This window comes from Streptomyces sp. NBC_01433, assembly GCF_026340105.1.
GTDB lineage: Bacteria > Actinomycetota > Actinomycetes > Streptomycetales > Streptomycetaceae > Streptomyces.
Genome location: NZ_JAPEPM010000001.1, coordinates 5358696 through 5377391, shown reverse-complemented (window position 1 = coordinate 5377391; position 18696 = coordinate 5358696). Strand labels below are relative to the sequence as shown.

Sequence of the window (18696 nt, the reverse complement as noted above, 5' to 3'; positions counted from 1 at the left end):
GGCGGGGGAACGGCGGGGTGCGTGCCGGTTCCCGCGGGTGTACGTCCGTCCCCCACCGCAACGAAAAGGCGCCGCCGCGCAGTTCCCGGGTCGGTCCGGGCAACTGCGCGGCGGCGCCGGTGCGTTGTACGGGTCAGCCGCGGGTGGCGGAACCGCTCTGGCTGCCGGGTCCGTCGTAGTCGTCGCCGTAGGCGCCCTTGGACGGGCGGCGGCGGCGCAGCGGCGCCTCGACGCCGTCCGCGAGCCGGCGGGCGGTGACGAGGAAGCCGGTGTGACCGATCATCCGGTGGTCGGGGCGGACAGCCAGACCCTCGACGTGCCAGTTGCGGATCATCGACTCCCAGGGCTGCGGCTCGGCGAAGCAGCCGATCTCACGGATGGACTCGACGGTCCGCGAGAGCTGGGTGGTGGTCGCGACGTACGCGCAGAGGATGCCGCCGGGCACGAGGGCCTTGGACACGGCTTCCAGGCACTCCCAGGGGGCCAGCATGTCCAGGACGACGCGGTCGACGTCGGTGTCGGAGAGGTTGTCCTGGAGGTCGCCGATGGTGAGCTGCCAGGCGGGGTGCGGCGAGCCGAAGTAGCGCTCGACGTTCTGCTGGGCGATCTCGGCGAAGTCTTCGCGGCGCTCGTAGGAGTGCAGCATGCCCTGCTCGCCGATGGCCCGGAGCAGGAAGGTGCTCAGCGCGCCCGAGCCGACGCCCGCCTCCACGACACGGGCGCCGGGGAAGATGTCGGCGAAGGCCAGGATCTGGCCAGCGTCCTTGGGATAGACCACGGCGGCGCCGCGGGGCATGGACAGGACGAAGTCGGGGAGCAGGGGGCGCAGCGCGAGATAGGCGACGTTTCCCGTGGTTCGGACAACACTGCCCTCGGGAGCACCGATCAGCTCGTCGTGCGGGAAAGAACCCTTGTGGGTGTGGAAATTCTTTCCGGCTTCGAGCGTGAAGGTGTAGTGGCGTCCCTTGGGGTCGGTGAGCTGTACCTGGTCCCCGACCTTGAAGGGCCCACGTCGGCGGGCGGCACCGGTCGGTTCAGACATGTGACCAGCGTACCGGTGTTTCCCGGGGCGCCGACCGCGCCGGCGGCGGCGGTGACCGGGCCCCGCCGCCGGGTCAGGCGCCGGGGCGGGCCATGGCGGCGACGAATGCGCGTTCGACGTCGACGGTGGAGAGAACTCCGTAGATCTCGCCGGTCTCCTCGACCACGAGGTATTCGGTGGCCGGGGTCGCCTTGAGCCGGTCCAGCAGGGCTTCGCCGGCGAGTTCGGCGGGGACCCGCATGCCGTCGGTGAGGTCCTGGGCGAGACCGCTGACGGCGACCCAGGGGCGGCGGTGCTCGGGGACACCGACGATGGCCGCTTCCCGGACGACGCCCTTGGGGTTGCCCTGTCCGTCGACGACCACGAGGGCGCGGGCTCCCGCTTCGTTGGCCCGGCGGAGCGCCTCGGAGAGCGGGGTGGCCGATTCGACGGGGACGGCGCGCCGGGTGAGGGTGCGGGCGCGCAGGTCGGGGAGGTGTTCGCGCAGGCGGGCCATGCGCAGGCTGTTTCCGGCGCCGGTCCAGATGATTCCGGCGAGGATCGCGGCGAGCAGGGCGTCGGTGACGGTCTCCATGCCGCTGATCTCGTCGGTGGCGTTGCCGAGGGCTCCGGTGTGGGTGAGGAGCGGCAGGCCGACCAGGACGGTGACGGCGAGGCCGCGGCCGACCCAGGCGGCGGCGATGGTGCCGCTCATGGGCTTGCCGGTGATCTTCCAGACGACGGCGCGCAGCATCCGGCCGCCGTCGAGCGGGAGGCCGGGGAGCAGGTTGAAGGCGGCCACGATGAGGTTGGAGATCATCAGTCCGGCGAGCAGGACGCCGGGGACGGTGCCGGGCTCGACGAACTGCATGGCGAGGTAGAACACGCCGCCGAGGACGAGGGAGAGCAGCGGGCCGACGAAGGCGAGGACGAATTCGCGGCCGGGGGTCTCGGATTCCTTCTCGATCTCCGACACGCCGCCGAAGAACTGCAGCTGGATACGGCGGACCGGGAGCTTGTAGTGCAGCGCGGCGACCGTGTGGGCCAGTTCGTGGACGAGTACGGATGCGTAGAAGGCGATCGCGAAGAAAAGCGCGACCAGGTACCGGAGGCCACCGAGCTCGGGCAGGACCCGGTCGAGCTGACCGCCGAAGACCCAGGTGATGAGGGCGGCCACGACGAACCAGCTGGGGGCGACGTATACGGGCACTCCGAAGGGGCGGCCCATGAGCAGGCCGCCGCCCGGTTCCGCGGGGCGTTTCGGTTTGCCGTTCTCGGGTGCGGCGCCGGGGCCCGTTCCCCCTGCGCCGGGCTGCGGCCGCCCGCTGTCGCCGCTCTCGTCCACGGGGTCCCTTCGGTCGGTGGCGTTTGCCACGATCATGCAGTGTGCGAGGCTCTGTGGTCGATGGTATGCCGCTCGCTGTCAGTGGCGGGTCGTAGGGTCTGAGCCATGACCTCCGTACCGCGGCCGCCCCAGCCGCCCTCGTCCCTGTCGCCGTCGCGGGCGAGCGATTTCATGCAGTGCCCGTTGCTGTACCGTTTCCGGGTCATCGACAAGCTGCCGGAGAAGCCCAGTGAGGCGGCTACCCGGGGCACGCTGGTGCATGCGGTGCTGGAGCGGCTCTTCGACGCACCGGCGGCGGACCGCACGGCCCCGCGGGCGCGGGCACTGATTCCCGGCCAGTGGGACCGGCTGCTGGAGTCGAAGCCGGAGCTGACCGAGCTGTTCGCCGAGGACACGGAGGGCGAGCGGCTGACGCGCTGGCTGGGTGAGGCCGGGCAGCTGGTGGAGCGCTGGTTCTCGCTGGAGGACCCGACGCGGCTGGAGCCCGCCGAGCGGGAGCTGTTCGTCGAGACGGAGCTGGAGTCCGGACTGAAGCTGCGCGGGGTGATCGACCGGATCGACGTGGCGCCGACCGGTGAGGTCCGGATCGTCGACTACAAGACGGGCAAGGCACCGCGTCCGGAGTACGCGGAGGGCGCGCTGTTCCAGATGAAGTTCTATGCCCTGGTGATCTGGCGGCTGAAGGGCGTCGTGCCGAGGCGGCTCCAGCTGGTCTACCTGGGCAGCGGTGACGTACTGACGTACGACCCGGTGGTGGCCGACCTGGAGCGGGTGGAGCGCAAGCTGCTGGCGCTGTGGGAGGCGATCTCGCTGGCGACGGAGACGGGCGAGTGGCGGCCGCGTCCGACGAAGCTGTGCGGCTGGTGCGACCACCGCGCGGTCTGTCCGGAATTCGGCGGGACTCCCCCGGTATACCCGTTGTCGGTACGCCCGGCGGAGTCCGGCGAGGATGTCCAGGGCAGAATGGGACCGGTCCGGGCCGAGGCCGGCCAACCAGTGGCCCTTGAGGGCCCTTAAGGAGTTTTCGTGGCGATCCGGGTCCTGCTGGTCGATGACCAGCCACTGCTGCGCACCGGCTTCCGGATGATCCTGGAGGCCGAGGGCGACCTCGCGGTGGTCGGCGAGGCCGGGGACGGTCTGCAGGCCATCGATCAGGTGCGGGCGCTGCAGCCCGATGTGGTGCTGATGGACATCCGTATGCCCCGGATGGACGGTGTGGAGGCCACCCGTCAGATCACCGGTCCGGGGCGGGACGGTCCGGCGAAGGTGCTGGTCCTGACGACGTTCGACCTCGACGAGTACGTGGTGGAGGCGCTGCGCGCGGGTGCGAGCGGCTTCCTGCTGAAGGACGCTCCGGCCAATGAGCTGGTTCAGGCCATCCGGGTGGTGGCGGCGGGTGAGGCGATGCTGGCGCCGAGCATCACGCGGCGGCTGCTGGACAAGTACGCGGATCACCTGCCCTCGGGCGAGGACCCGGTTCCGGACGCACTGCACACGCTGACGGAGCGCGAGGTGGAAGTGCTGAAGCTGGTGGCGCGCGGGCTGTCCAACGCGGAGATCGCCGCGGACCTGTTCGTCAGCGAGACGACGGTCAAGACGCACGTGGGGCATGTGCTGACGAAGCTGAGCCTGCGCGACCGGGTACAGGCCGCCGTCTACGCCTACGAGAGCGGCCTGGTGCGCCCCGGCGCCCAGTGACGGCACGGGCCCGGCGCGGGACCGGCGCGGGACCGGCGCGGGCGGTCCCTGCCGGGCGGCGGTTGTGAGCAACGCGCCGTGCGCGTACGGAGATCCGGTCCCGGACCCTGTGGTCCGGGACCGGATTCGTGCCGACCGTAGGGCGAGTTGAGAAGTTGTTCCCGTCCAGGAACGGTGCGGTGCGGTTGTCGGGGTCCGGGAAGCCGGGTTCCGGGAGGTCGGTGAACCGGTCCGTGCCGTGGACGGGGCGCTCGCGCCGCTGGCGCTCTCAGGGCATTCCCGTGACCAGTCCCTGAAGGAATGCGAGATCCACTTCTTCGAGGGACCTCACGATCACCCGGCCGGACGCCGGAGCGATCGGCGCCACGGACGGTACGGCGACCACCCGGCACCCCGCGGCCTCCGCCGCGGCGACCCCCGTGGCGGTGTCCTCGATGACCGCGCAGCGCCACGGGTCGGCCCCGAAGCCTGCCGCCGCGGTGAGATAGGGCTCCGGGTGCGGCTTCGTCCGGGTGACCTCGTCACCGGCGACCGTGAGGGCGAAGTGGTGGTGGCCGACCGAGTCCAGCACCCGGTCGATGATCCGCCGGTGCGAGGCGGAGACCAGGGCGGTCGGCATGTCGTACGCGGCGAGCTCGGCCAGCAGGCGTCCGGCACCCGGCATCAGCGGCACACCGCGTCCGATGCGCTTCTCGAAGCGGTCGTTGAGCAGCCCGGTGAGTTCGTCGAGCGTGATGTCGGCGCCGGTGGAGTCGATGAGGTAGCCCGCGCTGCGGGTCATCGGCCCGCCGACGACCACGTCCCGCCACGCCTCATCCAGCCGGTGGCCCAGATCGGCGAAGACCTCCACCTCGACGTCCCACCAGAAGCCCTCGGTGTCGACGAGGGTTCCGTCCATGTCGAGAAGGACAGCCTGCAGGGCGCCGCCTTCGGCCGTGCGGGTGAGGGACGCGGGAACCGTACTGGTCATCCGGCACACCTTCCGTAGGGACGAGAAGGCCGGCCGCCGTCCCGGTGGGGAGGGCGACCGGCCTGCACTGGACCGACCAGTGTACGACTCGTCCGGCTACCGCGCGGGGAACGGCGTCCTACCGCGCGGGGAACAGTGCCTCACCGGGCGTTGAAGTACTTCGCCTCGGGGTGGTGGATGACGATCGCGTCGGTGGACTGCTCGGGGTGCAGCTGGAACTCCTCGGAGAGCTTGACCCCGATCCGCTCCGGCTCCAGGAGGTCGGCGATCTTCGCCCGGTCCTCCAGATCGGGGCAGGCGCCGTAACCGAGGGAGAAGCGCGCGCCGCGGTACTTCAGCGCGAACATGTCCTCGACGTCGGCGGGGTCCTCGCCGGCGAAGCCCAGCTCGCCGCGGACCCGGGCGTGCCAGTACTCCGCCAGGGCCTCGGCGAGCTGTACGGACAGGCCGTGCAGCTCCAGATAGTCACGGTAGGAGTTGGCCTCGAACAGCTCGGCGGTGGCCTCGCCGATCTTCGAGCCGACGGTGACGACCTGGAGGCCGATGACATCCACCTCGCCGGAATCCTCGGGGCGGAAGAAGTCGGCGAGACACAGGCGCCGGCCGCGACGCTGGCGCGGGAAGGTGAACCGGGTGCGCTCCGAGCCGTCCTCGTGGAGCAGGATCAGGTCGTCGCCCTTGGAGACGCAGGGGAAGTAGCCGTAGACGACGGCCGCCTCCAGCATGTTCTCGGTGTGGAGCTTGTCGAGCCAGCCGCGCAGGTGCGGGCGGCCCTCGGTCTCCACCAGCTCCTCGTACGTCGGTCCGTCGCCGGTACGGGCCTGCTTGAGGCCCCACTGCCCCTTGAAGAGCGCGCCCTCGTCCAGCCAGGAGGCGTACTCCTTGAGCTGGATGCCCTTGACGACCCGGGTGCCCCGGAACGGCGGCTCGGGGATGGGGTTGTCCGTCGCGACGTCGGAGCGGACGCCCTCCTCCGGCTCCGACACCTCCAGCACGGCCGCCTCCCGCTTGGGCACCCGGCGCTGCTTCAGCTCGGGCAGCGTGGCGCCGGGGACTCCGCGCTTGACGGCGACGAGGGCGTCCATCAGCCGCAGGCCCTCGAAGGCGTCGCGGGCGTAGCGCACCTCGCCCTCGTAGATCTCGTGGAGGTCCTGCTCGACATAGGCCCGGGTGAGGGCGGCACCGCCGAGGATCACCGGGTAGTCGGCGGCCAGCTTGCGCTGGTTCAGCTCCTGGAGGTTCTCCTTCATGATCACGGTGGACTTCACCAGGAGACCGGACATGCCGATGACGTCGGCGCGGTGCTCCTCGGCGGCTTCCAGGATCGCGGAGACGGGCTGCTTGATGCCCAGGTTGACGACGTTGTAGCCGTTGTTGGACAGGATGATGTCGACGAGGTTCTTGCCGATGTCGTGGACGTCGCCCCGGACGGTGGCCAGCACGATGGTGCCCTTGCCGTCCGCGTCCGTCTTCTCCATGTGGGGCTCCAGGTGGGCCACCGCGGTCTTCATGACCTCGGCGGACTGGAGCACGAACGGCAGCTGCATCTGGCCCGAGCCGAAGAGCTCACCGACGACCTTCATGCCTTCGAGCAGGATGTTGTTGACGATCTCCAGGGCGGGCGTGTCCTGGAGGGCCTCGTCGAGGTCGGCCTGCAGGCCGTTCTTCTCGCCGTCGATGATGCGCCGCTGAAGGCGCTCGTCCAGCGGCAGGGCGAGGAGCTCCTCGGCCTTGCCCGCCTTCATGGACTTCATGTTGACGCCCTCGAAGAGCTCCATGAGCTTCTGCAGGGGGTCGTAGCCCTCGGCGCGGCGGTCGTAGATCAGGTCGAGGGCGACCTTGACCTGCTCCTCCTCCAGCCGCGCGATCGGAAGGATCTTGGAGGCGTGCACGATCGCGGAGTCGAGACCCGCCTTGACGCACTCGTCGAGGAAGACGGAGTTCAGTACGACGCGGGCGGCCGGGTTGAGGCCGAAGGAGATGTTGGACAGGCCCAGCGTGGTCTGGACGTCGGGGTGGCGCTTCTTCAGTTCGCGGATGGCCCCGATGGTGGCGATCCCGTCGCCGCGGGACTCCTCCTGACCGGTGCAGATGGTGAAGGTGAGGGTGTCGATGAGGATGTCCGACTCGTGGATGCCCCAGTTGGTGGTGAGGTCCTCGATGAGCCGCTCGGCGATGGCGACCTTGTGCTCGACGGTACGGGCCTGGCCCTCCTCGTCGATGGTCAGGGCGATCAGTGCGGCACCGTGCTCCGAGGCCAGGGCGCTGACCAGCGCGAAGCGGGACTCGGGGCCGTCGCCGTCCTCGTAGTTGACGGAGTTCAGTACGGCACGGCCGCCGAGCTTCTCCAGGCCGGCGCGCAGCACGGGCAGCTCGGTGGAGTCCAGCACGATCGGGAGGGTCGAGGCGGTCGCGAAGCGGCCCGCCAGCTCCTCCATGTCGGCGACGCCGTCGCGGCCCACGTAGTCGACGCAGAGGTCGAGCATGTGCGCGCCCTCGCGGATCTGGTCGCGGGCCATCTCGACGCAGTCGTCCCAGCGGGCTTCCAGCATCGCGTCGCGGAACTTCTTCGAGCCGTTGGCGTTCGTACGCTCACCGATCGCGAGGTACGAGGTGTCCTGGCGGAACGGGACGGTCTGGTAGAGCGAGGCTGCACCGGGCTCGGGACGCGGTTCGCGGACTGTGGGGGCCGCCCCGCGGACCCGCTCGACGACCTGGCGCAGGTGTTCCGGCGTCGTACCGCAGCAGCCGCCGACCAGGGAGATGCCGTACTCGCGTACGAATGTCTCCTGGGCGTCCGCGAGCTCGGACGGGCCCAGCGGGTAGTGCGCGCCGTCCTTGCCGAGCACCGGCAGACCCGCGTTCGGCATGCAGGAGATCGGGATCCGGGAGTGCCGGGCGAGGTAGCGCAGGTGCTCGCTCATCTCGGCGGGGCCGGTGGCGCAGTTCAGGCCGATCATGTCGATGCCGAGCGGCTCCAGCGCGGTGAGCGCGGCGCCGATCTCGGAGCCGAGCAGCATGGTGCCGGTCGTCTCGACGGTGACGGAGCAGATCAGCGGCAGGTTGGTGCCGGTGGCTTCCAGGGCCCGCCGGGCACCGATGATCGACGCCTTGGTCTGCAGCAGGTCCTGGGTGGTCTCCACCAGGAGGGCGTCGGCGCCACCGGCGATCATGCCTTCGGCGTTCTGCTGGTAGGCGTCGCGGAGCTTGCCGTACGGAGCGTGGCCCAGGGTCGGCAGCTTGGTGCCCGGTCCCATGGAGCCCAGCACCCAGCGCTGCTGTCCGGTCGACGCGGTGAACTCGTCGGCGACCTCACGGGCGATCCGGGCGCCGGACTCGGAGAGCTCGTGGACGCGCTCGGGGATGTCGTACTCGCCGAGGGCCGCGAGGTTCGCGCCGAAGGTGTTCGTCTCGACGCAGTCCACACCGACCGCGAAGTACTCCTCGTGCACCGAGCGGACGATGTCGGGGCGGGTGACGTTGAGGATCTCGTTGCACCCTTCGAGGTTCTCGAAGTCCTCAAGGGTGGGGTCCTGTGCCTGGAGCATGGTGCCCATGGCACCGTCCGCCACCACCACACGGGTGGCGAGCGCCTCTCGGAGGGCGTCGACTCGGGTCCGGCTTTCGGCGGCGGATGTCGGCAACGAGGCCATGGATGATCTCCCAGGGATGCGACGGCTGTCGGCTTTGCGACCCTCTGTCGGAGGGCGCACCCCGCCAGCGTAGCCGGACGCCGCCCCGCCCCGTCAGTACGTTCACGGTGCGGACTGCATGCTGTGCGCGGAGGACAGCACGTTGCGAGTGGTGGGACAGAGTTTCCCAGGGGTCGAGCAGAGGTCGGCATCGACCGATAGTGTTCAGCATTGTCGAACCGAGGTGGAGGAGTACGGCGCGATGGCCAAGAACATCCAGTCGCTGGAGCGGGCGGCCGCGATGCTGCGTCTGCTGGCGGGCGGTGAGCGCCGGCTCGGCCTCTCCGACATCGCCTCCTCCCTGGGGCTGGCCAAGGGCACCGCGCACGGCATCCTGCGCACGCTCCAGCTGGAGGGCTTCGTCGAGCAGGACGCGGCGTCCGGCCGCTATCAGCTCGGCGCCGAACTGCTGCGGCTCGGCAACAGCTATCTGGACGTCCACGAACTGCGGGCACGCGCCCTGGTGTGGACCGACGACCTGGCCCGTTCCAGTGGCGAGAGCGTCCACCTGGGCGTCCTGCACCAGCACGGCGTCCTCATCGTCCACCACGTCTTCCGGCCCGACGACAGCCGCCAGGTCCTGGAGGTCGGGGCCATGCAGCCGCTGCACTCCACGGCACTGGGCAAGGTGCTCTCGGCCTTCGACCCGGTGGCGCACAGCGAGGTCATGGAGACGGAGCGGCGGTCCTTCACCACCCGCACCGTCACCGCCGCGGACGAGTTCGAGTCCCTGCTCGACCTGATCCGGGCGCGCGGCTGGGGCACCGACGTGGAGGAGACCTGGGAAGGGGTGGCCGCCGTGGCCGCGCCCATCCACGACCGGCGGCGGATGCCGGTGGGCGCGGTGGCCGTCACCGGAGCGGTGGAGCGGGTCTGTCCGGGCGGCGAGCTGCGCCCCGAACTGATCGCGGCGGTACGGGACTGTGCCCGCGCGGTCTCCCGGGACCTCGGCGCCGGCCGCTTCTGAGCCGACCGGCCGCCGCACCCGCCGCCGCACCGACCGAAGCCGTAACGATCGGGTCCCGTACCGAGTCGTACGCCACACACTCTTGACGCTTCATTCATTCGGGAGAAACACTGCCGTTCAACGGTCGGCATTGCCGAACACCTAACGGAATTTCCGCGTTAGGGTGTGACAGTGCCAAGGGCCGGTCAAGCCCTACAGGTGGAGTGACCACACTTCGTGGGTACCCACCTGGGGCGCGATTCACCGGAGGGACCCGGTGAATCGCCTTCCCCTGGACGAACGACAAAGGAGTCGCGGGTGTCCAGCTCCGACATCTTCATCGGCGAGACCATAGGTACCGCCGTACTCATCCTGCTGGGCGGCGGCGTCTGTGCCGCCGTCACGCTGAAGCGCTCCAAGGCGTTCAACGCCGGCTGGCTCGCCATCACCTTCGGGTGGGGCTTCGCCGTGCTCACCGGCGCGTACATATCCGCCGGCACGTCCGGCGCCCACCTCAACCCGGCGGTGACCGTCGGTCTCGCGATCAAGGGCGCCACCGAGTGGAGCGACGTACCGGTCTACTTCGCCGGGCAGCTCCTCGGCGCGATGATCGGCGCGGTGCTCGTCTGGGCCGCGTACTACGGTCACTTCAAGGCACACCTGAACGACCCCGAGGTCGCGAAGCGGAAGACGGCGAACCCCGGCCCTGTGCACGGCGTCTTCTTCACCTCGCCGGAGATCCGCAACGTCGGCCAGAACATGGCGACCGAGATCATCGCGACCACCGTCCTGGTGCTCGCCATCCTCACCCAGAGCACGATCCCCGGCCTCGGCCCGGACGATCCGAAGGGTCCGGGCGTGCTCGGCGCGATGATCACCGCGTTCGTCGTCGTCGGTCTCGGCCTCTCGCTCGGCGGCCCGACCGGATACGCGATCAACCCGGTCCGTGACCTGGGCCCCCGAATCGTGCACGCTCTGCTTCCACTGCCCAACAAGGGCGGCTCGGACTGGAGCTATGCCCTGATCCCCGTGGCGGGTCCGCTGATCGGCGGCGCCCTCGCGGGCGGGATCTACCAGCTCGCCTTCGCCTGAGCCATTCAGAGCCGTACACACAGACTTTCCGGGAGCACACCGTGACCGACGCACACACCACCGGGACCCATGGCACCGGGCCGTTCATCGCGGCCATCGACCAGGGCACCACCTCCAGCCGCTGCATCGTCTTCGACAAGGACGGCCGGATCGTCTCCGTCGACCAGAAGGAGCACGAGCAGATCTTCCCGAAGCCGGGATGGGTCGAGCACGACGCGACCGAGATCTGGGAGAACGTCCAGGAGGTCGTCGCCTCAGCCATCGTCAAGGCGGGCATCACCTCCGCCGACGTCAAGGCGATCGGCATCACCAACCAGCGCGAGACCACGCTGCTCTGGGACAAGAACACCGGCGAGCCCGTCCACAACGCCCTCGTCTGGCAGGACACCCGCACGGACGCGCTCTGCAAGGAGCTGGGCCGCAACGTCGGCCAGGACCGCTTCCGCCGCGAGACGGGTCTGCCGCTCGCCTCGTACTTCGCCGGGCCCAAGGTCCGCTGGCTGCTCGACAACGTCGAGGGACTCCGCGAGCGCGCCGAGCGCGGCGACATCCTCTTCGGCACCATGGACTCCTGGGTCATCTGGAATCTGACCGGCGGCACCGACGGCGGCGTCCACGTCACCGACGTCACGAACGCCTCGCGCACCCTCCTGATGAACCTGCACACGATGGCGTGGGACGAGAAGATCCTCCAGTCCATCGGCATCCCCGCCGCCGTGCTCCCCGAGATCCGCTCCTCCGCCGAGGTGTACGGCTCCGCCAAGGGCGGCGTGCTCGACGGGGTCCCGGTGGCCTCCGCGCTCGGTGACCAGCAGGCCGCGCTGTTCGGCCAGACGTGTTTCGCCGAGGGCGAGGCCAAGTCCACGTACGGCACCGGCACCTTCATGCTGATGAACACCGGCCACACCCCGGTGAACTCGTACAACGGGCTGCTCACCACCGTGGGCTACCAGATCGGCGACCAGCGCCCGGTGTACGCGCTGGAGGGCTCCATCGCGGTCACCGGTTCGCTGGTGCAGTGGATGCGCGACCAGATGGGCCTGATCAAGTCCGCGGCCGAGATCGAGACGCTGGCCTCCTCGGTCGAGGACAACGGCGGCGCCTACTTCGTGCCCGCCTTCTCCGGCCTGTTCGCCCCGTACTGGCGCCCCGACGCCCGCGGCATCATCGCCGGTCTCACCCGGTACGTCACCAAGGCGCACATCGCCCGTGCCGTACTCGAAGCCACCGCCTGGCAGACCCGCGAGATCAGCGACGCCATGACCAAGGACTCCGGCGTCGAGCTCGCGGCGCTCAAGGTCGACGGCGGCATGACCTCCAACAACCTGCTGATGCAGACGCTCGCCGACTTCCTCGACGCACCCGTGGTGCGTCCGATGGTCGCCGAGACCACCTGCCTCGGCGCCGCCTACGCCGCCGGTCTGGCCGTCGGCTTCTGGCCGGACACCGATGCCCTGCGCGCCAACTGGCGCCGGGCCGCGGAGTGGACCCCCCGCATGGACGCGGAGACCCGCGACCGCGAGTACAAGAGCTGGCTCAAGGCCGTGCAGCGGACCATGGGCTGGCTCGACGACAGCACAGTCGAGGAGTAATCACCATGACCACCCTGCAGAGCGTCCCCGCACTCGGGACGCACCCGGCCTCCGGCTCCCTCCCGAGCCGCGCCGAGACTCGGGAGCAGCTCTCCAAGGCGACGTACGACCTCCTGGTCATCGGCGGCGGCATCCTGGGCATCTCCACCGCCTGGCATGCCGCGCAGTCCGGACTGCGGGTGGCGCTGGTGGACGCCGGTGACTTCGCCGGCGCGACCTCCTCCGCCTCCTCCAAGCTGCTCCACGGCGGTCTGCGCTACCTGCAGACCGGCGCGGTGAAGCTGGTCGCGGAGAACCACTTCGAACGGCGCGCGGTCTCCCGCGAGGTCGCCCCGCACCTGGCCAACCCGCTCACCTTCTACCTGCCGGTCTACAAGGGCGGACCGCACGGCGCGGCCAAGCTCGGTGCGGGCGTGTTCGCGTACTCGGCGCTGTCCGCGTTCGGTGACGGCGTCGGCCATGTGATCAGCCCCGCGAAGGCGCGGCGCGACGTCCCCGAGCTGCGTACGGACAATCTGAAGGCCGTCGCGGTCTACGGCGACGACCAGATGAACGACGCCCGCATGGCGCTGATGACGGTCCGCGCGGCCGTCGAGGCGGGTGCGGCCGTCCTCAACCACGCGGCGGTGACCGGCCTCCGGTTCACCAGGGGCCGGGTCACGGGCGCCGATCTGTTGGACCGCACGGACGGTACGGAGTTCGGGATCACCGCCCGGCTCGTGCTGAACGCGACGGGGCCGTGGGTCGATCACCTGCGGAAGATGGAGGACCCGAACGCGGCGCCTTCCATACGTCTGTCCAAGGGCGCGCACCTGGTGCTCAGGCGCACCCGCCCCTGGAAGGCGGCGCTGGCCACCCCGATCGACAAGTACCGCATCACGTTCGCCCTGCCGTGGGAGGACATGCTGCTGCTCGGCACGACCGACGAGGAGTACGAGGGCGACCCGGGCGATGTCGCGGTGACCGAGGCGGACACGGCGCAGATCCTGGACGAGGCGGCGTTCTCTATCCGGGACCAGCAGCTGTCCCGCGATCTGATCACGTACTCCTTCGCGGGTCTGCGGGTGCTGCCCGGCGGCCCCGGCGACACGTCCAAGGCGAAGCGCGAGACGGTCGTGACGGAGGGCCGCGGCGGCATGCTGTCGGTCGCGGGCGGCAAGTGGACGACGTTCCGCCACATCGGCCGCACCGTGATGAACAAGCTGGCCGCGCTGCCGGGGCACCCGCTGGCGGAGGACATGGAGCCGATGGCGCGGCTGCCGAGGAAGCTTCCGCTGCCCGGGATATCCAACCCCGCCGCGGTCGCGCACCGGCTCCTGGTCGACGGCGGTGCCCCCGGTCCCCGGATGTCGCCCGACACCGCACGGCACCTGGCCACCCACTACGGTTCGCTGTCCTTCGACATCGCGCGCCTGGCGAACGAGAACCCGGCGCTGGCCGAGCGCGTCCACCCGGACGCGCCGGAGATCTGGGCGCAGGTCGCCTACGCGCGCGACCACGAGTGGGCCGAGACGGCGGACGATGTGCTGCGCCGCCGCACGACGCTGACGATCCGGGGGCTCGCGACCGACGAGATCCGCGGCAGGGTCGACGACATGCTGGCCGGCCGGGGCTGATCACCGGACCGGCACCTGGCGGGTGCACGGGGGCGCTTCCCGCGGACGGGGAGGCGCCCCCGTCCGCGTACCCGGGACACCGCACGCAACGGCGTATCCGGGACGCCGCGCCGTACCCCTGCCCGGGTGTGTGCCATACGGCCGCCATACGCGCGCAATATGCCGCGGGGACAGTGGAGGTCATGAAATTCTCCGTACTTTCCCTGATCGGCCACGCCCCGCACCCGCTGACCGGTGAACTCCCCTCGGCCGCCGACCGGTTCGAGGAGGTGATCGGGACCGGGGTGGCGGCGGAGCGGCTCGGTTTCGACGCGTACGCGATCGGCGAGCGGCACGCCGGGCCATTCCTCTCCTCCGGCCCGAGCGTGGTGCTGGGCGCGATCGCCGCCCGTACGAGCGTCATCAGGCTGCTGACCGGGGTCACGGTCGTCGCCATCCTCGACCCGGTGCGGGTCGCCGAGGACTTCGCGACGCTCGACCAGCTCTCCCGGGGGCGGCTCGAACTGGTCGTCGGAAAGGGCGCCGAGGCCGGGCACTTCGACCTCTTCGGGCTCGACGAGGACCGTCAGTGGGACCTCCAGCAGGAGAAGTACGAACTGCTGCGGCGGCTGTGGACGGAGGAGGGCGTGGACTGGGAGGGCGAGTTCCGTCCGCCGCTGAAGAACGTGACGACGGTGCCGCGACCGTACGCCGGGGCGCCCCGCGTCTGGCACGGCTCGGCGACCAGCCTCAACTCCCCCGAGCTGGCGGCCAAGCACGGTGATCCGCTGTTCACGGCCAATGCCATCCAGCCGCGCGAGGCGTACGCGCGGCTGATCGACCACTACCGGGAGCGGTTCGAGGCGTACGGGCACGATCCGGCCGACGCGCATGTGGCGGCGGGCTCGGGCGGGCTGCTGATCGCGAACAGTGAGCGGGAGGCCGTCGGACGGTACAAGGAGCTGTACGAGGCACGGGTGCGGCAGACGTTCAAGCCCCATCTGGCGGGCAGGGCCGGGTACAACACCCCGTTCCGGACGATCGAGGACGCGATGGAGAACGGGCCTCAGCTGATCGGCGGCCCGCAGCAGATCATCGACAAGATCCTCGGCTACCACGCGGTGTACCGCCACGACCTCCAGTCGATCACCGTGGACGGCTTCGGACTGAGCCACCAGGAACAGCTGGAGACCCTGGAGAGGTTCGCCGAGGAGATCGCCCCCGTCGTACGGCGCGAGGCACCGTCCTCCCTCTGGGAGTGACCAGCACCACGGCTGGGGCAGGGGCTGCTCTTTCGGGTGTCCGGACCCGCATAATGGAGCCAGACATCGGATGTCTAATCCAGTCCGAATCCAGGAGGACCGTCATGGCTGTCACCGACGAGGCGATCGAGAAGATCAAGGGAATGATCGTCTCGGGTGCGCTACGTCCCGGCGACCGGCTGCCCAAGGAGAGTGAACTGGCCGCGGAACTGGGACTGTCGCGCAACTCCCTGCGGGAGGCGGTGCGCGCCCTGTCGCTGATCCGGATCCTCGATGTGCGGCAGGGCGACGGCACCTACGTCACCAGCCTGGACCCGCAGCTGCTCCTGGAGGCGCTGAGCTTTGTGGTGGACTTCCACCGCGACGACACGGTGCTGGAATTCCTCGCGGTGCGCCGGATCCTGGAACCGGCCGCGACGGCGATGGCTGCGGGCCGGATCAGCGAGACCCAACTCGACCTGCTCGGAGCCCAGTTGGACGCCCTGGGCGGGCAGCCGTCGGTGGAGGAGCTGGTCGCCGCCGACCTGGACTTCCACCGCGGGATCGTGCAGTCCTCCGGCAATTCGGTGCTCTGCTCCCTGCTGGACGGGCTCTCCGGGCCGACCACGCGGGCGCGGGTCTGGCGCGGCCTGACACAGGAGGACGCCGTCAGCCGCACCCTGCACGAGCACCGGGCGATCCTCGCCGCGCTGCGGGACCGGGACGCGGAGGCCGCACGGGCCTGGGCGACGGTGCATGTGGCGAGCGTGGAGCAGTGGCTCAGGTCCACACTGTGAGGCCGGTCGCGCCCTCTCCGGAGGCCATGGCCCCCGGACGCCCCGTCGAGCCTCTCCGGACGCCATGACATACGTACGGGCCGGTGGGTGACGTGTCACCCACCGGCCCGTACGGCATGGTCCGCCCGCTCCCGCGAGGCGGTCCGCTCAGTCCTGCTTCTCGCCGCTCGCGAAGCGGGAGATGACCAGCGCGACGATGATGATCGCGCCGTTGAGGAACTGGTTCCACAGGGCCGGCACACCGCCGAGGGTCATCACATTGACCACCAGCTGAAGCGTCAGTACGCCGGTCAGGGCGCCGAACAGCGTGCCGCGCCCGCCCTTGAGGCTGATGCCGCCGATCACCGCGGCGGCGAACACCTGGAAGATCCAGCCGTTGCCCTGGGTGGCCGCGACCGATCCGTAGTGGCCGGTGTAGAGGATGCCCGCGAAGGCCGCCAGCAGTCCTCCGATGGCCAGCACGATCCAGGTGATCCGGTCCACCCGGATACCGGCCGCCCGCGCCGCCTCCGGGTTGCCGCCGATGGCGTACAGCGAGCGCCCGTGACGCAGCCAGGCCAGCGCCGCACCGCCGATCGCGAACAGGGCCAGGCAGATCCAGACAGCGGCCGGGGCGCCGAACCACTCGCTCTTGCCCAGGTAGCGGAAGGACTCCGGGACGTCGGTGATCGACTTGCCCTCGGTGATGCCGATGTGGAGGCCGCGCAGCATGGTGAGCATGCCGAGCGTGGCGATGAAGCCGTTGACCCGGAGCTTGAGGATCAGGAAGCCGTTGATCACGCCCACGAGCAGGCCGACGAGCAGGCAGAGCGGGATCGCCGACCAGGCCGGGAAGAGTTCCAGCCCGGCGAAGCGGCCGCCGTCCGTGGGGAGCACCAGCCACATGGCGACGACGGGCGCGATGCCGATCGTCGACTCCAGGGACAGGTCCATCCGGCCGCAGATGAGGATCAGTGCCTGGCCGAGCACGAGCAGGCTCAGCTCGGAGGACTGCTGGACGACGCTGATCAGGTTGTTGGAGGTGAGGAACACCGGCGAGACGATGAACCCGATCACCATCAGCACCAGGATCACCGGCACCAGCGAGAAGTCGCTCCACCGGATCAGCGCCAGCCGGCCGCGCGGGCCGCCGTCCCCCGCCCCGCTCTTGACGCCGTCGTCGGTGACGGACGGCTGTATCGTCCCGGTCATTCCCTTTCCCCCACACCTTCCATGGCGGCGACGAGTTCCCCGTCGGTCCACCCGCTTGCGAACGTCGCGACGACCCGCCCGTGGAACAGGGCGAGTACCCGGTCGCAGACCCGTAGGTCGTCCAGCTCGTCCGAGATGATCACTGCGGCGTTCCCCTCGTCGGCGACCCGCCGGACCACACCCAGCAGCGAGTCCTTGGACTTGATGTCCACCCCCGCCGTGGGCCGCACCGCGACCAGCGCGCTCGGCCCGCGGGCCAGCGCACGGGCGACCACCACCTTCTGCTGATTGCCGCCGGAGAGCCCGGAGACCGGCTGCTCGGGCCCCTGGGTCTTGATGTCCAGCGAGGCGATCATCGACCGGGCGAACTGCCGGGTACGGGAGGGCAGTACGGTCCCCCACGGACCCAGCTGGTCGGTGACCGTGAGCGTGGCGTTCTCGGCGACGCTGCGGTCCAGCACGAGCCCCTGGTCGTGGCGGTCCTCGGGGATGTACCCGATCCCGGCGTCCAGGGCGTGCGGCACACTGCCGGGCCGTACGACGCCGCCGTGCACGGAGATCGTGCCGCCGGTCGCCTTGCGCATCCCGGCCAGTGTCTCGCCGAGCGCGGTGTTGCCGCTGGCCGCCGAGCCCGCGAGGCCGAGCACCTCGCCGGGGCGCACCTGGAGGTCGATCGCCTCGAACTCGCCTGCCAGAGACAGCTGTTCGGTACGCAGCACGGGTGCGGCCGACTCGTCGACAGCGCCCGCGCCGGTGGCGTGCCAGGCGCCCGCGCCGCTGCCCTGCTCCCCCGTCATCGCCGCGACCAGATCGGCCTTGCCGATGTCGGCGACCGGGGCGGTCAGCACATGGCGGGCGTCACGGTAGACGGTGACGGCGGTGCACAGCTCGTACACCTCCTGGAGGTGGTGGGAGATGAACAGGAACGCCACTCCCTGGCCCTGGAGTTCCCGCAGCTTGTCGAAGAGCCGCCCGATCCCCCGGGCGTCGAGCTGCGCGGTCGGTTCGTCCAGGACGATCAGCCGGGCGCCGAAGGACAGCGCGCGGGCGATCTCCACGAACTGCCGCTGCTCCACGGCGAGATCCCGGGCGCGCGCGTTGGGGTCGACCTGGACCCCGTACTCGGCGAGCAGCGCCTCGGCACGCCTGCGGAGCCTGCCCCAGCTGATCCAGCGGGCCTTGTCGTCGAAGCGGTTGAGGAAGAGGTTCTCGGCGACGGTCAGGTCCGGGACGACCATGGACTTCTGGTAGACGCAGGCGATCCTGGACTGCCAGGCCATGGTGTCCCCGAAGGCGGGCGACGGCTCCCCGCCGAAGGTCACGGTGCCCTCGTCCGCCCGGTGGAGTCCGGTGAGGACGCTGACGAGGGTGGACTTGCCCGCGCCGTTGCGGCCGACGAGCGCGTGGGACTCGCCGGGCCGCACCGTGAGCTCGACGCCGTCCAGTGCCACCGTGGGCCCGAAACGTTTGACGATGCCTGTCGCCTGTACGGCGGGTGGTGGTGCCTGGTTCATGG

14 protein-coding genes are annotated in these 18696 nt (G+C 70.3%); 8 read left to right on the top strand and 6 right to left on the bottom strand.

Annotated elements, in window-relative coordinates; translation table 11 throughout:
- Positions 1–133 precede the first annotated feature (133 nt).
- Complete coding sequence (locus OG413_RS24195; RefSeq protein WP_266808714.1) at positions 134–1042, bottom strand: tRNA (adenine-N1)-methyltransferase; 909 nt, start codon at positions 1040–1042, stop codon at positions 134–136.
- A 73-nt stretch (positions 1043–1115) separates the two neighbouring features.
- Positions 1116–2366, bottom strand: a complete 1251-nt coding sequence (locus OG413_RS24190) for a site-2 protease family protein (RefSeq protein ID WP_266810336.1) — start codon at positions 2364–2366, stop codon at positions 1116–1118.
- 171 nt (positions 2367–2537) lie between these two features.
- Here OG413_RS24190 and OG413_RS24185 point away from each other — a divergent pair, with 171 nt between their 5' ends.
- Positions 2538–3383 (top strand): PD-(D/E)XK nuclease family protein, encoded by an 846-nt coding sequence (locus OG413_RS24185; protein ID WP_266810334.1) that lies wholly within the window; start codon positions 2538–2540, stop codon positions 3381–3383.
- A gap of 9 nt (positions 3384–3392) precedes the next feature.
- Positions 3393–4064 carry a response regulator transcription factor gene (locus tag OG413_RS24180; protein ID WP_073729189.1) on the top strand — a complete coding sequence of 224 codons (672 nt, stop codon included), beginning with the start codon at positions 3393–3395 and terminating at the stop codon, positions 4062–4064.
- A 268-nt stretch (positions 4065–4332) separates the two neighbouring features.
- Here the strand turns inward: OG413_RS24180 and OG413_RS24175 are convergent, their stop codons facing one another.
- A complete protein-coding gene (locus OG413_RS24175) occupies positions 4333–5034 on the bottom strand; it encodes an HAD family phosphatase (RefSeq protein WP_266808712.1) in 702 nt (233 codons plus the stop codon).
- A gap of 140 nt (positions 5035–5174) precedes the next feature.
- On the bottom strand, positions 5175–8687 hold the full coding sequence (gene metH, locus OG413_RS24170; protein WP_266808710.1) for a methionine synthase: 3513 nt from the start codon (positions 8685–8687) through the stop codon (positions 5175–5177).
- Positions 8688–8928: 241 nt separating this feature from the next.
- Here metH and OG413_RS24165 point away from each other — a divergent pair, with 241 nt between their 5' ends.
- The 6 genes from OG413_RS24165 (at position 8929) to OG413_RS24140 (ending at position 15989) form a co-directional block, all read left to right on the top strand.
- On the top strand, positions 8929–9693 hold the full coding sequence (locus tag OG413_RS24165; protein WP_266808708.1) for an IclR family transcriptional regulator: 765 nt from the start codon (positions 8929–8931) through the stop codon (positions 9691–9693).
- Between the two features lie 297 nt (positions 9694–9990).
- Positions 9991–10764, top strand: a complete 774-nt coding sequence (locus tag OG413_RS24160) for an MIP/aquaporin family protein (RefSeq protein ID WP_266808706.1) — start codon at positions 9991–9993, stop codon at positions 10762–10764.
- Between the two features lie 41 nt (positions 10765–10805).
- Positions 10806–12356 (top strand): glycerol kinase GlpK, encoded by a 1551-nt coding sequence (glpK, locus tag OG413_RS24155; protein ID WP_266808704.1) that lies wholly within the window; start codon positions 10806–10808, stop codon positions 12354–12356.
- Positions 12357–12361: 5 nt separating this feature from the next.
- Complete coding sequence (locus tag OG413_RS24150; protein ID WP_266808702.1) at positions 12362–13972, top strand: glycerol-3-phosphate dehydrogenase/oxidase; 1611 nt, start codon at positions 12362–12364, stop codon at positions 13970–13972.
- A 182-nt stretch (positions 13973–14154) separates the two neighbouring features.
- Positions 14155–15213, top strand: coding sequence for an LLM class flavin-dependent oxidoreductase (locus tag OG413_RS24145; RefSeq protein ID WP_266808700.1), 1059 nt, complete (start codon positions 14155–14157; stop codon positions 15211–15213).
- A 104-nt stretch (positions 15214–15317) separates the two neighbouring features.
- Positions 15318–15989, top strand: coding sequence for a FadR/GntR family transcriptional regulator (locus OG413_RS24140; RefSeq protein ID WP_266808698.1), 672 nt, complete (start codon positions 15318–15320; stop codon positions 15987–15989).
- 147 nt (positions 15990–16136) lie between these two features.
- Here OG413_RS24140 and OG413_RS24135 read toward each other — a convergent pair whose 3' ends face one another.
- Together OG413_RS24135 and OG413_RS24130 are read right to left on the bottom strand one after the other, a co-directional pair.
- On the bottom strand, positions 16137–17180 hold the full coding sequence (locus tag OG413_RS24135; protein WP_266808696.1) for an ABC transporter permease: 1044 nt from the start codon (positions 17178–17180) through the stop codon (positions 16137–16139).
- Positions 17177–18694: a sugar ABC transporter ATP-binding protein gene (locus OG413_RS24130; RefSeq protein ID WP_266808694.1), complete on the bottom strand. Its 1518-nt coding sequence runs from the start codon at positions 18692–18694 to the stop codon at positions 17177–17179. The genes OG413_RS24135 and OG413_RS24130 overlap by 4 nt, the downstream gene beginning before the upstream one ends.
- Between the last annotated feature and the right edge of the window lie 2 nt (positions 18695–18696).

What these genes read in the sequence shown, in the direction of transcription:
- OG413_RS24140 (WP_266808698.1), top strand. Translation starts at nt 15,318, where the DNA reads ATGGCTGTCACCGACGAGGCGATCGAGAAGATCAAGGGAATGATCGTC.
- metH (WP_266808710.1), bottom strand. Translation starts at nt 8,687, where the DNA reads ATGGCCTCGTTGCCGACATCCGCCGCCGAAAGCCGGACCCGAGTCGAC.
- OG413_RS24130 (WP_266808694.1), bottom strand. Translation starts at nt 18,694, where the DNA reads ATGAACCAGGCACCACCACCCGCCGTACAGGCGACAGGCATCGTCAAA.
- OG413_RS24165 (WP_266808708.1), top strand. Translation starts at nt 8,929, where the DNA reads ATGGCCAAGAACATCCAGTCGCTGGAGCGGGCGGCCGCGATGCTGCGT.
- OG413_RS24185 (WP_266810334.1), top strand. Translation starts at nt 2,538, where the DNA reads ATGCAGTGCCCGTTGCTGTACCGTTTCCGGGTCATCGACAAGCTGCCG.
- OG413_RS24135 (WP_266808696.1), bottom strand. Translation starts at nt 17,180, where the DNA reads ATGACCGGGACGATACAGCCGTCCGTCACCGACGACGGCGTCAAGAGC.
- OG413_RS24175 (WP_266808712.1), bottom strand. Translation starts at nt 5,034, where the DNA reads ATGACCAGTACGGTTCCCGCGTCCCTCACCCGCACGGCCGAAGGCGGC.
- OG413_RS24195 (WP_266808714.1), bottom strand. Translation starts at nt 1,042, where the DNA reads ATGTCTGAACCGACCGGTGCCGCCCGCCGACGTGGGCCCTTCAAGGTC.
- OG413_RS24150 (WP_266808702.1), top strand. Translation starts at nt 12,362, where the DNA reads ATGACCACCCTGCAGAGCGTCCCCGCACTCGGGACGCACCCGGCCTCC.
- OG413_RS24145 (WP_266808700.1), top strand. Translation starts at nt 14,155, where the DNA reads ATGAAATTCTCCGTACTTTCCCTGATCGGCCACGCCCCGCACCCGCTG.